Origin of the sequence: Oceanicola sp. S124 (assembly GCF_000220565.1) — a bacterium.
Taxonomy (GTDB): domain Bacteria; phylum Pseudomonadota; class Alphaproteobacteria; order Rhodobacterales; family Rhodobacteraceae; genus Pseudooceanicola.
Window position 1 is genome coordinate 36,172 of sequence record NZ_AFPM01000159.1, and the last position, 14,767, is coordinate 50,938.

The window sequence follows — 14,767 nt, forward strand, 5'->3', positions numbered from 1 at the left end:
CATCCTTGGTCAATCAAAGCGGGGTCAAGTGATCGAAGGCCGCCCGGTTGGGCCGCACACCGATCCCCGGCGTGTCGTCGATATGGAAATGGCCGTCCTTGCAGGGGGCGGCCCCGTCCAGCAGCTCGGCATTGCGGGTGTAGATCGAATGCTGGAACTCGTGGCACCCGGCGCCCATGGCGAGGGCGGCGCGCAGGCTGGCGCTGGCGAAGATGCCGAGGCCGATGGTAGCATGGGGGATGATCTGGGCCCCCGCGCCCTGCGCCATGCGGGCAATGCGGGTGAACTGGGTGATCCCGGTGTGCCCCATCTCGGGCTGGACGATGGAACAGGCGCGGGCCTCGAGGCGGGGCCGGTAATCCCAGTCGGTGCGCCACTCCTCGCCAAGGGCCAGCGGCATGGAAATGCCCGCCGCCACCCGCGCCTGTGTCGCCACGTCCTCTGGCGCCACGGGGGCTTCGAGGAACCAGGGCGCATCGGCTTCCAGCGCGGCGCCGAGGGCCACGGCTTCGTCGGCGGTATAGGCCCAGTGCATGTCCACGGCGATGCGGTGATCGGCCCCGAGCGCGGCGCGCAGGGCGGCAACCTCACCCGGGACATCCCCGGCCTCGGTGTGGCTGATCGGGATCTTCACCGCATCGAAACCACGCGCCTTCCAGGCCTCGGCCATCTCGATCCGGCCCCTGCGGTCCGGCGCCGGCAGGCCCGAGACATAGCCCGCAAGCTGCCCCGCCCCGGCACGGCCAAGCGCGCCCTGCAGGCTCTGTCCGCCCGCCTGGGCAAAGAGATCCCACAGCGCGATATCCAGCGCCGCAAGGGCGTCGGCCAGGTAGCCGCCCCAGTAGCCGCGATTGCGTTGCAGCGCATAGAGCGCGTCCCAGGCCTGATCCGGGCGCATCGGCGCCAGCTGCATCAGGTAAGGCGCGAACAGGTCATGGATCAGCGCCGCCACGGCGCCCGGCGCGATCAGCCCGTAGGTTTCGCCCCAGCCCTCGCGGCCCGAGGCATCGCGCAGCCGCACCACCAGCGAACGGTCGATCAGCGGATAGACTGTGCCGTTGAAGCCGCGCACGATGTAGCGGTCGCCGATCATCACCTCTCCGGTGCCCGGCGCGCCGAGATAGGCGGTGTCGCGGGGCCGTTCGAAGAGAAAGACCTCGACGGAGGTGATCTTCTCATGCATCTGCCATCTCCAGGTTGGCCATCGCGACGCGGTAGTAGTCGAGCACCAGCGCCTTCAGCGGGGCATCCATCTCGGGCAGGGTCTCGCGCACGATGTCGGTGGCGACAAGGCCGCGGCTCTGCAGGATCAGCTTGGTCAGCCGCATCCGGTAGGGGGCCTGCACCAGCAGCAGCGGCAGCGTATCGCGGTAGAGCCGCAGCGCGCGGTCGCGGTCTCCGGCCTTGTAGGCCGCCATCAGCGCCACGTGAAGTTCAAGCAGCTCGATGGCCGGCATGGTGGCGATGGCGCCGCGCTCAAGCTCCTCGAAGAGGTAGCGCGCCCCGCCGCCGCCGATCACGCCATCCAGATGCGCCGAGCCGCCCGCGACCAGCTCGCTGACCTTGGGGCCCGAGGGCACGCCCTCTTCCTTGACGTAGCGGATCGCCGGCACGGCCTCGGCCAGTTCCAGCATCTGCGCCGCCGAAAGGTCGGCGCCGCGCGGGGCAAAGAGGTTCTGCAGCACGATGAAACCGCCGTCCAGTGCCTCGGCGATTCGGGTGAACCAGGCGATGTGATCCTGGCCCATGGCCGGGATCGCCATGGCCATGGCACCGTCGACGCCCAGCCCGGCAACGGTGCGGGCGATCTCCACCATCTCGGCGGGATCGGCAGCATTGACACCGGCCAGCACCGGCAGGCGCTTCGCCGCCACCTCGACCACCCGGGTCAGGGCCGCCGCGCGCTCTTCTTGGCTGAGATGCACGTCCTCGGAGGCGACGCCGGGATAGACCAGCGCGGCCGCACCCGCATCCACCGCGAAATCGACCAGAGCGGCCAGCGCCTGCATGTCCACGGACCCGTCCGCCGCATAGGGGGTGGGGATGATCGGCAGGACGCCTTCCAGACTGCTTTTCATCTAATTCCCTTTATTTGAGACTGTCTTTTCATATTTGAAACCATCACATTCAGCGCCTATGCTGTCAACGAATTTCGGAAAACCCTTCGAAGGATGGAGAAAAACCTATGCAATTCATTGCCGTAGACTGGGGCAGCAGCCGCTTCCGCGCCTGGCGAATCGAGGCGGACGGGCAAATCAGAGACACGCGAGAAAGCGCTCAGGGTCTCAAATCCGTGACCGACGGGGGGTTCGAAGCCGTGCTGACGGGGGCCTGCGGCAGTTGGCTGGAAGACAGCCCCGAGAGCCCGGTGCTGATGTCGGGCATGATCGGCGCCCGTGGCGGCTGGATCGAGGCCCCCTATTGCCCCTGCCCCGCCGACATGCAGGCCGTCGGCGCGGCGGCGGTGAAGTTGACCGTCGCCGGTCGTCCCGCCGCGATCCTGCCCGGGGCCACCTGCACCGACACCCTTGGCCATGCGGATGTGATGCGCGGGGAAGAGGTGCAGATCTTCGGCGCCGCCGCGACCCTCGGCCTCCGCGATGCGGTGATCTGCATTCCCGGCACACATGCCAAGTGGGCCGCGCTTGAGGGCGGACGGCTGACCGGCTTCCAGACCCATGTCACCGGAGAGCTCTTCGCCCTGCTGCGCGGCCAGAGCCTTGTCGGCGCCCTGGCCGAGGGCGATGCGGAGGATCCGCAGGCCTTCCTGGCGGGCGTCGATCACGGCCGCGCCACCCCGGCGGCCCATGCGGTCTTCGCCGCCCGCGCCGACACGCTGAACGGACGACTGGCGCCGACCTCGGCCTCGGCCTTCCTGTCGGGCGTGCTGATCGGCAACGAGTTGGCGGCGCGGCCGCAGACCGGCGGCGAGGTGCTGCTGCTGGCCACAGGCATCCTGGCAGAGCGCTACGGGCTGGCGCTGGATCACCTCGGCGTCGCCACCCGGCTGGTCGAGGCCAAGGCCGCCACCCGCGCCGGTCAGATCATGGCCGCCCGCAGCCTCTGGCCCGAACGGCTGCCCGCGCGACCATGAGCCTGCTTCCGGACGCTGCGCTGGACCACGTCGCCCAGCCCTGCCCCGACCTCGCGGCGGGGCGGGCCTTCTACGCGCGGCTCGGCTTCACGCCGGGCTTCGCCAAGCCGGGCCTGCATCAGATGGAGCTGGGCGCCTGCAAGATCGAGCTGATCGAAGGCGCGGTCCCGCCGCAAGCTGCGCCGGTGCCCGCCCATGTCGCCCTGCGGGTGCCCGATGCGCAGGCGGCCTATGCCAGGCTTGAGACTGCGGGCCTGCGGCCAGACGCCCCGCCCCGGCGCGGCGCCTCGGGCGTGCTGTTCTTCTTCCTGCGCGATCCCGCAGGCAACTGGATCGAGATCGTCTCGCCATGACCTTCCGCAGTTCCGCCACCGGCGACATCGGCCCGGCTCTGCTGGCGCTGTTCTGCGGCGTCGCCTCCAGCGCCTGCCTCAAGGGAATGAGCCTGCCTGCCGGGCCCGCGATCACCCTAAGGGCGCTGATCGCGCTGACGCTGCTCTCGACCCTGGTCGTCTGGCGCTGGCGGCGTGGTGCGGGTGGTCCCCTCTCGCCCTCGGGCGCGCTGCGGGCCGGGCTGGACGGGCTGGCGGGGCTGACTTTCGCCCTGGCGGTCTTCGAACTGCCCCTCGGCCTGCTGGCGGCGATCCATGCCACGGTGCCGCTGGTCAGCGTGGCCCTGGCAGCGCTGATCCTGCGAGAACCGCTCGGCCCCCGGGTGCTGGTCGCCCTCGGGCTGGGGTTGGTCGGTATCCTGATCATCTCGGCCCCGGGGCTGGAGGCCTCGCCACGCGGGCTGGTGCTGGCCCTGGTCTCGGTCTTTGCCTATGCGGCGCGGGACCTCGTGACCCGGCGCCTGCGCCCCGGCACCGACATGGTGAAATCCGTCACCCTCTCGACCCTGCTGATCCTGCTGGGTGCGCTTCTGACGGCAAGCGGCGGGCTGATGCGCCCCTCGCCCCCCGACCTTGGCCTGCTGTTGCTGGCGGTGGCGGGGTTCCTCGGGGCCAACACCCTGATCATCACCGCCTTCCGCCGCGCCCCCGTCGCCCGCATCGCGCCGCTGCGCTATTCCAGCATCCTGTGGTCGCTGCTCTTCGACGCGCTGCTCTGGGCGCATGTCCCCGACCGCGCCACCTGGGCCGGCATCGCCCTGGTGGTCGGCGCCGGCGCAGTGCTGCTGGCCCCCCTTCCCCGCAAAAGGACCCCCTGAATGACCCTTTCCGACTGGTTGTCCCGCAATCCCCTGATCGCCATCCTGCGCGGCCTCACCCCCGACGAGGCCCTGCCCGTCGCCGAGGTGCTCGCCGAGACGGGCTTTCGCTGCCTGGAGGTGCCGCTGAACTCGCCCCGCGCGCTGGAGAGCATCACCCGGATCGCCCGCGAATGGGGCGACGGGATGCTGATCGGCGCGGGCACCGTGCTGCGCCCGGAAGAGGCGCGGGCCTGCGTCGCGGCGGGCGGGCGGATCGTCGTTTCGCCCAACACCGACGCTTCGGTGATCGCGGCGGGCGTGGCGGCGGGGGCCATCTGCCTGCCCGGCGCGGCCACCCCGACCGAAGCCTTCGCGGCCCTCGCCGCAGGTGCCCACGGCCTGAAGCTGTTCCCGGCCGAGGCCGCCTCTCCGGCCGTGCTGAAGGCCTGGCGGGCGGTGCTGCCGGCCGGCACCCCGGTGATCCCGGTCGGCGGGATCGATGCAGAGACCATGCCCCCCTGGCGCGCCGCCGGGGCAGCCGGCTTCGGCATCGGCGGATCGCTCTACGCGCCCGGCCGGGGGCTGGACGAGGTGCGCCGGCGCGCCGAGGCCCTGCAGGCGGGGCTGGCACTGACCTCGGGAAGCGGATCGGCCTGAGGCCACAGGAGGCCCCGGCGCCCGATGGGTCGCATGACCGCACCATCGCAGCCGGATCGCCAGCCTTGCCAAAAGGTATTGGCGCCCTGCCGGGGGGGATGGCAGGGCGCCGACGGTCCCTGAGGATCCGTGCAAGCAGGTCCGGGTCCCGACCCGGTTCCTACAGCGCTAGGCCCAATTCCTTGAGAAAGTGTTTAGATCGCCCTCAGAGCCCGTCGAATTCGCAGAGGGTCACGACCTCCATGCCCAGCCCCTCGAGCCGGCGCCGCCCGCCCAGCTCGGGCAGGTCGACCACGAAGGCACAGGAGGCAATCTCTCCGCCCAGCCTCTCGATCAGCTTGATGCCCGCCTCGGCGGTGCCGCCGGTGGCCAGCAGGTCGTCGACCAGCAGCACGGTCTCGCCCGGGGCGATGGCATCCTCGTGGATCTCGACCTCGGCCTGGCCATATTCCAGCGTGTAGCTTTCGCCGATCGTGGCACCGGGCAGCTTGCCCTTCTTGCGCACGGGAACGAAGCCGAGGCCCAGCTGGTGCGCGATGGCGCCCCCGAGGATGAAGCCGCGCGCCTCCAGCCCGACGACCTTGTCGATGCGGCGACCGGCATAGGGGTGCAGCATCTGGTCCACCGCCAGTCGCAGCCCGCGCGGATCGGCAAAGAGCGTGGTGACATCGCGGAACAGGATTCCCTCGTGGGGGAAGTCCGGGATGGTGCGGATGTAGTCCTTGACGGTCTTCATCGGGCTCTCCATGGCAAGCGCGGCGGCGTTGCAATCGTGATGCAGCAGCCTGCCTTGTGGCGCAAGCCTGCAGCCGGCCCTGTCGCCATGACCCGAGGCGGGGTGTGACCCTTGTGCCGAGGCGCGGTGGCCGGCCCGGGGCGTAGGGTGGGTGGCAACCCACCGTCCGGCGGCACCGCCTAGCCCAGCACCCGCCCCGCCACGGTCGAGAGCTTGGCCACCAGCGCCGGGTCGCGGTGCTCGGGCGCGGTCAGCAGGGCATGATCCAGCGCGTGATCGCAGCCGGTGCCGCAGCCACCGCGCGCTGCCCCGGCGAGTGCTGCTGCGAGGGCCGCCACGGTGGCGCGGGCATTGGCCCCGTTGGCCGCCAGCACCCGGCGGATCGCGGTCACGTCGACCTCGCCGTGGTCGGGATGCCAGCTGTCATAGTCGGTGACCATGGCCAGCGAGGCATAGTGCAGCTCGGCCTCGCGGGCCAGCTTGGCTTCGGGCATGTTGGTCATGCCGATCACGTCGGTGCCCCAGTGATCGCGATACATGCGGCTCTCGGCCAGGGTCGAGAACTGAGGCCCCTCCATCGCCAGGTAGGTGCCGCCCTCGTGGACCATCACGCCCGCGCTCCGCGCCGCCCCAGCCGCCAGCGCAGCAAGGTCCGCGCAGACCGGGTGGGCCAGAGAGACATGGGCAACGCAGCCCGAGGTGAAGAAACTCTTGCCACCGCGGATGGTGCGGTCGATGAACTGGTCGACCAGCACGAAGTCCCCCGGCGCCATCGCCTCGCGGAACGACCCGCAGGCCGAGACCGACAGGACGTGGCTGACGCCAAGCTGCTTCAGCGCGTCGATATTCGCCCGGTACGGCACTTCGGAGGGCGACAGGACATGGCCGCGCCCGTGCCGGGGCAGGAAGGCCAGCTCCAGCCCCGCCAGCCGGCCGGTCAGGATCTCGTCCGACGGATCGCCCCAGGGGGTTTCAAGCCGCAGCCATTGCGCGCCCTCCAGCCCGTCCACCCCGTAGACCCCCGAGCCCCCGATCACGCCCAGTTTCACCCCGGGGTTCCCCCCTGCCATGTCGGCCATGCCTACCTCCTGTCCGATCTGCCATGCCGTCGGGCCCGAGGATGCCTCCGCCCCCCCCGCCACCGCAAGGCCGCCCGGCCCGCGCGGCCACACAGCCTGTCTTTTCAGGCCCGGAAGCTTGTCGCATCGGGGCAAACCCGCTATCGCAGGCGGCAAAGCCCATCCCGTACAGGACAAGACATGCGCAAAGCCATCCTGTCGGCCTTTGCTGGCCGCATCACCCTGCCAGACCTCCGCCTCGCGCCGACCACCAGCGACGCGCTTTCCCCGGACCGGCTGCGGATCGAGATCCTCTCGGGTCTGACTGTCGCCCTGGCGCTGGTGCCCGAGGCGGTGGCCTTCGCCTTCGTCGCAAATGTCCACCCGCTGGTCGGCCTCTACGCGGCCTTCATCATCGGCCTGGTCACTGCCGTCCTGGGCGGCCGGCCCGGCATGATCTCGGGCGCCACCGGGGCGATTGCGGTGGTCATCGTCAGCCTCGTCGCGACCCACGGGGTGGAGTATCTCTTTGCCGCCGTGGTGCTGATGGGTCTGATCCAGGTCTTCGTCGGCGTGATGAGGTGGGGCAAGTTCATCCGGCTGGTGCCGCACCCGGTGATGCTGGGCTTCGTCAACGGTCTGGCCATCGTGATCTTCCTCGCGCAGCTGACCCAGTTCAAGGTTCCGGGCACCGCCGAGGCCGGGGGTCATGGCGCCACGGGGGGCGAATGGCTTGCCGGCGGGCCCCTGGTGCTGATGCTGGGCCTTGTCGCGCTGACCATGGCGGTGATCCACTTCATTCCGCGCGTGACCAAGCTGATCCCGGCGCCGCTGGCCGGCATCCTGATCACCGCGCTGATCGTCATCGGCCTTGGCCTGGACGTGCCGCGCGTCGGCGACATGGCCAGCATCGAGGGCACCCTGCCGCCCTTCCACATCCCCATGGTGCCGCTGACCTGGGAGACCTTCCAGATCATCCTGCCCTATGCGATCATCATGGCCGCCGTCGGCCTGATCGAAAGCCTGCTGACCCTGAACCTTGTCGGCGAGATGACCGGCCAGAAGGGCGGCGCCAGCCAAGAGTGCGTGGCCCAGGGCACGGCCAATATCATCACCGGCTTCTTCGGCGGCATGGGGGGCTGCGCGATGATCGGCCAGTCGATGATCAACGTGAAATCCGGTGGCCGGACCCGCATCGCCGGCATCGTCGCCGCGCTGCTGCTGCTCTGCTTCATCCTCTTCGCCTCGCCGCTGATCGAACAGATCCCGCTGGCGGCGCTGGTCGGGGTGATGTTCATGGTGGTGATCGGCACCTTCGCCTGGAACAGCTTCAAGATCCTGACCAAGGTGCCGCTGACCGATGCCGTGGTGATCGTGCTGGTGACCGTGATCACCGTGATGACCGACCTCGCCACCGCCGTGGTCGCCGGGGTCATCGTCTCGGCCCTGGCCTATGCCTGGAACAACGCCCGCCGGATCCATGCCACCACCCATGAGACCCCCGAGGGCGCCAAGGTCTACAAGATCAACGGTCCGCTGTTCTTCGGCTCGACCGACGGCTTCACCGAGCTGTTCCGCCCCGAGACCGATCCGGCACTGGTGATCGTCGACTTCGAGGGCTCGCGCGTGGTCGACCAGTCCGCCCTGCAGGCCATTGAAACCGTCGCCGCCAAGTACGAGGCCGAGGGCAAGACCCTCCAGCTGCGCCACCTCAGCCGCGATTGCCATCGCCTGCTGAAGAAGGCCGGGCACCTGATGGTCGACAGCTCGGACGACCCCGACTACGAGCTGGCGGTGGATTACAACGTCCGCACGGGCATTCTGGGCGGGCACTGATAGCCATTGCAGAGACGACAAGGGGCCGGGGCGGGAGATCGCACCGGCCCTTTTCACATCGTGACTGCCGGCGGGATGTGACGAAGGAGGGCGTTCTGCCCCTCCCGCCGCTGATTGGCGGCAAACGGAAAGGAAACGGGGGCCCTGCCCAGCCACCGCCGGGTACATACGGAAAGGTAGTGGGGGGCTCTGCCCCTTCCGTCGCCGGATGGCGACATATTGAAAAAGGGGCGGGGGGCTCTGCCCCCCCGCGCGTGCCGCGCTCCCCCCGGAGTATTTTCAGCCTGGTGATGGGACTTGCGCGCCACACCCGGCGGCAAGGTTGAGACCCGGCCGTCATGCCCAGGGGCGCTGTCACCTGCCTGTGACATGCTGACGGCAGGAGGGTCCCATGACGTTCATCGCAGACAAGGACGGGCGGATCGACCTGCCCGTCGACTTCGTGGCCGCGCTGCTGGCCGAGCAGTTCCCTGAGTGGCGGGACGAGAGCCTGCGACCGCTCCTTCCGGGCGGCTGGACCAACCGTGCCTTCCGGCTGGGCGAGACCAAGCTGCTGCGCTTTCCGACCGCACACCGCTACGGCGCATTGCCCGAGAGGGAACGGCGCTGGCTGCCGTTGCTGGCGCCGCAGCTGTCGCTGGCCATTCCCCGGGTCGTGGCACTTGGCACCCGGGGGCGTGGCTACCTGTGGTCGTGGCTGATCACCGAGTGGATCGAGGGCCAGCCCGTCTCGTGCCACACCGTACCCGATGCCGAGGCGCTGGCCCGGGACCTTGCCCGTTTCCTGCGTCAATTGCAGGCCATTGCGCCCCCCTCTGGCGTGCCACTGCCCCTGCCCGGCCCGGTGACCTTCCACCGTGGCGGCGACCTGGCGGTCTATGACGCCGAGACCCGGGCAGCCCTTGCCGCGCTCTCGGGACGGATCGACACCGGTGCGGGGGCCGCGCTCTGGGATCGCGCGCTCGCCGAGCGCTGGCAGGGGCGGCCGGTCTTCACCCATGGCGACCTGACGCCCGAGAACATGCTGGCCCGGGACGGGCGGCTGGTGGCTGTGATCGACTGGGGCAACCTGGCCTATGGCGACCCTGCCTGTGACCTGGTGATGACCTGGAGCCATTTCGACGGCACCGCCCGGGAGGTCTTCCGGGAGGCCCTGGACCAGCCCCCCGGAACCTGGGCGCGGGCCCGGGGCTGGGCCTTCTGGAAGGCCGCCAAGGTGCTTGCCGGACAGGATGGCAACCAGCGCGGCGCCGGGCAGGCGCTGGCGCTGATCGAGACCCTGCTGGCCGAGGACCGGAACCTTTAGGATCCGGCCCCCGATGCGCTGGCCCCAGACGCATCGCCCCCGACGCATCGCCCCAGAAAACGCCGGCCTAGGGCGCGAAGGCCTCCAGCGCGGTCACGTCGCCATGCTCCAGCGCGGCACGGGCAGCGACGATCCTGTCCTCGGGCCAGTGCCACCAGGCGAGGGTGAGCAGCCGGGCAATCGCCTCGGGCGCGAAACGAAGCCTGACCACCCGGGCGGGGTTGCCGGCGACCACGGCATAATCCGGCACCTCGCCGCGCACCACGGCGCCGGCACCGATGATTGCCCCATGGCCGATGCGCGCTCCCGGCAGCACCATGGCGCCGTGGCCCAGCCAGACATCATGGCCGACCACCGTATCGCGGCGGTCGGGCTGATACTCCTCGCTCGCGGTGCCATCGAAGACCGGGAAGGGATAGGTCGAGACCCCGGCCATGAGGTGATTGGCCGAGGAAGTGATGAAGTGCACCCCATGGGCGATCTGGCAGAAGCGGCCGATCCGCAGATGCTCTTTCGAGAAGGGGAAGAGATAGGGCGCGAGGCGACTGGCCCAATCCTCGGGAGGGTCGAAATCCGACGCATAAGTGTAATCCCCCACCTCGAAGTTCGGATGGGCGATCAGCGGTTTCAGCAGGACGGTGCCGGTGATCGGCGTGCCGTCGGGCATGGACAGGGGAAAGGCGCCGTCGGGCGCGGGAAGGGCGTGAGGCATGGAACCTCCTTCAAAACACGTGAGGATTTCAGGGTTTCAAAGGTGCTGGTCCATCGCTCCCTCCATTGGTTGCCGGCGCAGGCTAGCATGGTTCACGCCCTGGCGAAAGGCGCCCCGGGCCAGGCCGCCACGACGGCGCGTCAGCGCTGGCCCGGGCGGGACAGTGCAAAGACCTCGCGCACCGCCGCGTAGTCCCGGTACCCGAGCCGCGAGAGGCTCTGGGCGCGGGTCACGTCGAACTGGCCGTCGGTCAGGAAGCTGTCGTCGATATGCACGCCGGTGACCTCGCCGAGTACCATGGTGTTGTGCTGCCCCTTCAGCGCGATGATCTCGGTCACCCGGCATTCCAGCGCCGCCGGGCTGGCGGCCACGCGAGGGCAGTCGATGGTGCGGCACTCGGCCTTGTCGATTCCGGCGGCGGCGAATTCATCCTCGCCGGCGGCCAGCGGCGCCGAGCTGGCGTTCATCGCGTCGCGCAGATCGTAGGAGACGAGGTTGCAGCAGAAGACCCCAGTCTCGCGGATCTGGGCCACGCTGTCCTTGGCGCCATCGCGGTCGGGCTTGGCGCCGGTCGAGGCGAACATCACCTGCATCGGGCTGTCGGACACCGCGTTGAAGAAGGAATAGGGCGCCAGGTTGTCGCCCGCCGCACCCCGGGTGGAAATCCAGCCGATCGGGCGCGGCGCGACGATGGCCTTGAAGGGATTGTGTGGCAGCGGGTGGCCGGAGGCGGGCTCGTAAAACATAGCGTTATCCTTCGTCTGCAACGGTTTGCTGCGGACCCTATCCCGTGATAGGCCCGATGCCACCCGAAAATGACGAGATGGCGCCGATGTTCACTCTCACGCCCGAGACCACCGAGGACTGGTGGGAGGTCGAGGCCCTCTATGATCTCTGTTTCGCGCCCGGGCGCACGGCGCTGAGTTCCTACCGGCTGCGCGACGGCGTGGCACCGGTGGCCGAGCTGTGCCTGACCGCGCGGGACCGTGACGGCATCCTTGCGGGTGCGATTCGCTATTGGCCAATCCTGGCGGGCGGGCAGACGGCGCTTCTGCTGGGGCCCGTCGCGGTGCACCCGACGCGCCAGGCCGAGGGCATCGGCGGATTGCTGATCCGCGCCTCGCTGCACCGCGCCCGCGACGAGGGCTGGAGCCGTGTCATGCTGGTCGGGGATGCGCCCTACTACAGCCGCTTCGGCTTCGCGAAACTGTCCGATATCGTCATGCCTCCGCCCACCAACCCCGACCGCGTGCTGGGACTAGAGCTGCGCCCCGGCGCCTGGCAGGGCATCGCCGGTGAGGTCACCCGCGCGCAGTGAGCGGCGTCACCGGGCGGAACGGCCAGGAAGGTTACCGGGGCACTGCCCTCGGTCGCCGGATGGCGACAAATCAAAAGGTCACGGGGGTACTGCGCCCGTCTCCGTTGGAGACACCCCGGAGTATTTCCAGCCCCCGGATAGATGCAAGAGGCGCTTGTATCTATCCGAGGGCCATAAATACTGCGGGGGTGAATGACGCCTGAAAGGCGGCAGAGGGGGCAGCGCCCCCTTCCCCTCGGCCAGCACCGCCCCCATCTCTTGCCCAGACAGGAGGACAGGATGCCCAGCCAAGCCGACACCGAGACCGCTCCGCCGCAGCTGGAGCTGCCTCCCGCCCTGAGCGAGGAGATCGCCGCCCTGGCGCGGCTGCATCGCCGGGCCGGCGGGCCGGGCCTGCAGGTGATGACCCTGCTCGGAACACGCGCCGAAGGACTGCTGGACCGGCTGCCCGAGGGCGTGCGGGGTCGCCTGGACCGGGTCACGGAGGCGGCACTGAACGGCGCGATGAAGGCCGCGCAGGGATCACGGGGGCTGGTGAGGGATCAGCCCGACTGGCTGAACCGGGCGGTGACCGCAGCGCTTGGCGCGGCGGGCGGCTTGGGTGGCCTGCCCTCGGCCATGGCCGAACTGCCGGTAACCACCACGGTCCTGCTGCGTGCCATCCAGGGTGTCGCAGCGGAAGAGGGCTTCGACCCTGCCGAGCCCAATGTCCAGTTCGATTCGATCAAGGTCTTCGCCTCGGCCGGCCCGCTGGCCGAGGATGACGGGGCCGACGCCGCTTTCCTCGCGACCCGGCTGACCCTGACCGGCACCACGATGCAGGCGCTGATCGCGTCGGTGGCACCGCGCCTTGCCGCCGCTCTTGGTCAGAAGCTTGCCGCGCAGACCGTGCCGGTCCTCGGCGCCGCTGCCGGGGCCGCCGTGAATTATGCCTATACCAGCTACTACCAGGACATGGCGCGGGTGCATTTCCGCCTGCGCCGCCTCGCCATCGAGGAAGATCGCCGCCCCGAAGAGCTGATCGAGGCGCTGCGGGCCGAGCTTACGCGCAGGCCCCGGCGGGCGCGCTGACCCGGAACAGTCGCCCGGGCCCTCGCGCGGCAAGCCCCGCCTGCTGCATCATGTGCCAGGCCAGAACCTGGTTCGACGAGAACACGGGCAGGCCCACCTCCTCTTCGACCCGGTCGAGCAGGCCGATCGTCCGCAGGTTCGTGCACGACAGGAACAGCGCATCCACCCGCGCCTTGCGGGCCAGCTCCGCCGCAGCGAAAAGGATCGACCCGGCGTCGATCCGCACCACCATCGCCTCCTGCGGGACCGTGAAACAGCCGGTCACCGGCACCTCGAGCCCTTCGGCCCGCAGCACCTCGCAGAGTTTGTCCGAGACCGGCTGCGCGTAGGGAGACAGGATCCCCAGGCGGCGCACCCCCAGACGGGAACAGGCCTCAAGCAGCGCGCTGAGCGGGTTGCTGACCGCCCGCGTGCGCGCGGCAGAGCGCAGCAGCCCCTCGACCACCCCGACCCCAAGCGCTGCCGAGCCGGAGGTGCAGGCATAGCCCAGAGAGGCGAACTCGACCCCCGTCGGGAACAGGGACACCGCCTGCGAGAGGTGGTTGCGGATCTCTGTCAGATTGAACAGCGTCACCTCGTCCGCTGCCGGCACGCGGGTGACCAGAAGCTCGACATCCGGCGGCAGCAGGTCGCGGAAATCCCGCTCGACCGTCTCGTCGCTCTTGAGAACGACCAGACCGACCTGGGGCAGGCGCTGCTGGTCGAGGTGATAGGGAAAGACCTCGTTCATGAACCGACGATTGCCCGTTCTCTGCCCCCGGTCAACCATTCCGTGTGGATCGGGGCCAGACTGCGGGGCCAGGCTGCGGGAACAGACTGCGGGGCCAGACTGCGGGTCGTCCGAACCGCGCCCGCGGCCACCCTGCCCTAGTCGACCAGCGGCTGCGGGCGCAGCACCATGATGGTCGGACGGTCCGGCAGGCTGCGCAGCGACAGCTCGATCGCGCTGTCCTCGCGCAGTTCCACGTCGAAGGCGCTGCTGACCTCGTTCAGGAACCAGGTCAGGCTGGCCCCCGAGAACCAGTGCATCGGCAGCACCACCGAACTTTTCAGCCGCTCCACCACCCGTACCATCGAGGCCGTGTCCAGGGTCATCCCGCCATCCACCGGCACCATCACCACGTCGAGCCGCCCGATGGCCGCGTATTGCGCATCATTGGGTTCGTGGTGCAGGTGGCCCAGGTGGCCGATGCAGAGCCCGCCGACCTCGAAGATGAAGATGGAATTGCCGTTCGTCTCGACGCCGCCGGCGCCCGACCGGATGTCGGTCGAGATATTGCGCACCAGCATGTCGCCGACCTCGACCATGTGCGAGACCGGCTCCCCGTAGTGCTCGGACCAGCCCCTGAGGACATGGGGGATCTCGGGATCGGGGAAGTTGGTGAAATGGCTGGAATGAGCATGGTTCATCGTCACCACGTCCGGCACATAGTCGGCGCTGCCGATGAAGCCGGGATAGTCGGTGACCGCACCGATGCCGCCGGGCGACTGGATCAGAAAGGCCGAATGGGTCAGGTAGCTGATCCGCACCGTGTACTCCGGCAGCGGATCGCGGAAACTGGCCTTGCGGATGAACTGCGCCCCCGGCGTGGCATCGGCGATGGCGATGCAATGGCTGACCGGCACCTGGGCGCGGGCCGGCAGGCCCTGGACCAAGAGGGCGAAGAGGCAGGCGACAGTCAGGCGCAACATGGGCAGATCCTCCTGCGCGGAGGCTAGCACGGGCGGCCCGTTTTTCCGGGTCACGCCAGCGTGAGACGCGACTGCAGCGCCCCGACTGCCCGCGA

The 14,767-nt window shown here is 69.5% G+C and carries 16 protein-coding genes; 8 read left to right on the forward strand and 8 right to left on the reverse strand.

Going from position 1 to position 14,767, the window contains the following annotated elements; genetic code table 11:
• Positions 1-13: 13 nt before the first annotated feature.
• Both OS124_RS0111015 and OS124_RS24390 read right to left on the reverse strand, forming a co-directional pair.
• The gene (locus tag OS124_RS0111015) at positions 14-1,183 is read right to left on the reverse strand and encodes a mandelate racemase/muconate lactonizing enzyme family protein (protein ID WP_010139660.1); all 1,170 of its coding nucleotides are present in this window, start codon (positions 1,181-1,183) and stop codon (positions 14-16) included.
• Entirely contained in the window at positions 1,176-2,078 is a 903-nt protein-coding gene (locus OS124_RS24390; protein WP_010139662.1) for a dihydrodipicolinate synthase family protein, read from the reverse strand. Before OS124_RS24390 ends, OS124_RS0111015 begins: the two co-directional genes overlap by 8 nt.
• 107 nt (positions 2,079-2,185) lie before the next feature.
• Here OS124_RS24390 and OS124_RS24395 point away from each other — a divergent pair, with 107 nt between their 5' ends.
• The 4 genes from OS124_RS24395 to OS124_RS0111045 are packed head-to-tail and all read left to right on the forward strand — an operon-like array spanning position 2,186 to position 4,943.
• Positions 2,186-3,094 carry a 2-dehydro-3-deoxygalactonokinase gene (locus tag OS124_RS24395; RefSeq protein ID WP_010139664.1) on the forward strand — a complete coding sequence of 303 codons (909 nt, stop codon included), beginning with the start codon at positions 2,186-2,188 and terminating at the stop codon, positions 3,092-3,094.
• Positions 3,091-3,447, forward strand: coding sequence for a VOC family protein (locus tag OS124_RS24400; RefSeq protein WP_010139665.1), 357 nt, complete (start codon positions 3,091-3,093; stop codon positions 3,445-3,447). The genes OS124_RS24395 and OS124_RS24400 overlap by 4 nt, the downstream gene beginning before the upstream one ends.
• Entirely contained in the window at positions 3,444-4,304 is an 861-nt protein-coding gene (locus tag OS124_RS0111040) for a DMT family transporter (protein ID WP_010139666.1), read from the forward strand. The genes OS124_RS24400 and OS124_RS0111040 overlap by 4 nt, the downstream gene beginning before the upstream one ends.
• On the forward strand, positions 4,305-4,943 hold the full coding sequence (locus tag OS124_RS0111045; RefSeq protein ID WP_010139667.1) for a 2-dehydro-3-deoxy-6-phosphogalactonate aldolase: 639 nt from the start codon (positions 4,305-4,307) through the stop codon (positions 4,941-4,943). It begins immediately after the preceding gene.
• A 205-nt stretch (positions 4,944-5,148) separates the two neighbouring features.
• On the opposite strand, the gene OS124_RS0111050 is transcribed toward OS124_RS0111045, so the two are convergent.
• Both OS124_RS0111050 and OS124_RS0111055 read right to left on the reverse strand, forming a co-directional pair.
• Positions 5,149-5,691, reverse strand: coding sequence for an adenine phosphoribosyltransferase (locus tag OS124_RS0111050; protein ID WP_443189683.1), 543 nt, complete (start codon positions 5,689-5,691; stop codon positions 5,149-5,151).
• 167 nt (positions 5,692-5,858) lie between these two features.
• Complete coding sequence (locus tag OS124_RS0111055; protein WP_010139671.1) at positions 5,859-6,758, reverse strand: S-methyl-5'-thioadenosine phosphorylase; 900 nt, start codon at positions 6,756-6,758, stop codon at positions 5,859-5,861.
• A 180-nt stretch (positions 6,759-6,938) separates the two neighbouring features.
• On the opposite strand from OS124_RS0111055, the gene OS124_RS0111060 reads away from it, so the two are divergent.
• Both OS124_RS0111060 and OS124_RS0111065 read left to right on the forward strand, forming a co-directional pair.
• A complete protein-coding gene (locus OS124_RS0111060) occupies positions 6,939-8,573 on the forward strand; it encodes a SulP family inorganic anion transporter (RefSeq protein ID WP_010139673.1) in 1,635 nt (544 codons plus the stop codon).
• Between the two features lie 391 nt (positions 8,574-8,964).
• Entirely contained in the window at positions 8,965-9,879 is a 915-nt protein-coding gene (locus OS124_RS0111065; protein ID WP_010139675.1) for an aminoglycoside phosphotransferase family protein, read from the forward strand.
• Positions 9,880-9,946: 67 nt separating this feature from the next.
• Here OS124_RS0111065 and OS124_RS0111070 read toward each other — a convergent pair whose 3' ends face one another.
• Positions 9,947-10,591 (reverse strand): CatB-related O-acetyltransferase, encoded by a 645-nt coding sequence (locus tag OS124_RS0111070; protein WP_010139677.1) that lies wholly within the window; start codon positions 10,589-10,591, stop codon positions 9,947-9,949.
• A gap of 140 nt (positions 10,592-10,731) precedes the next feature.
• Positions 10,732-11,337 (reverse strand): flavin reductase family protein, encoded by a 606-nt coding sequence (locus OS124_RS0111075; RefSeq protein WP_010139678.1) that lies wholly within the window; start codon positions 11,335-11,337, stop codon positions 10,732-10,734.
• An 86-nt stretch (positions 11,338-11,423) separates the two neighbouring features.
• Here OS124_RS0111075 and OS124_RS0111080 point away from each other — a divergent pair, with 86 nt between their 5' ends.
• The gene (locus OS124_RS0111080; protein ID WP_010139679.1) at positions 11,424-11,909 is read left to right on the forward strand and encodes a GNAT family N-acetyltransferase; all 486 of its coding nucleotides are present in this window, start codon (positions 11,424-11,426) and stop codon (positions 11,907-11,909) included.
• Between the two features lie 279 nt (positions 11,910-12,188).
• A complete protein-coding gene (locus OS124_RS0111085; protein ID WP_010139680.1) occupies positions 12,189-12,980 on the forward strand; it encodes an EcsC family protein in 792 nt (263 codons plus the stop codon).
• On the opposite strand, the gene OS124_RS0111090 is transcribed toward OS124_RS0111085, so the two are convergent.
• Together OS124_RS0111090 and OS124_RS0111095 are read right to left on the reverse strand one after the other, a co-directional pair.
• Positions 12,952-13,710 (reverse strand): maleate cis-trans isomerase family protein, encoded by a 759-nt coding sequence (locus OS124_RS0111090; RefSeq protein ID WP_010139681.1) that lies wholly within the window; start codon positions 13,708-13,710, stop codon positions 12,952-12,954. The two genes, OS124_RS0111085 and OS124_RS0111090, sit on opposite strands and share 29 nt — an antisense overlap.
• Positions 13,711-13,847: 137 nt before the next feature.
• Positions 13,848-14,672 carry an MBL fold metallo-hydrolase gene (locus tag OS124_RS0111095; protein WP_010139682.1) on the reverse strand — a complete coding sequence of 275 codons (825 nt, stop codon included), beginning with the start codon at positions 14,670-14,672 and terminating at the stop codon, positions 13,848-13,850.
• Between the last annotated feature and the right edge of the window lie 95 nt (positions 14,673-14,767).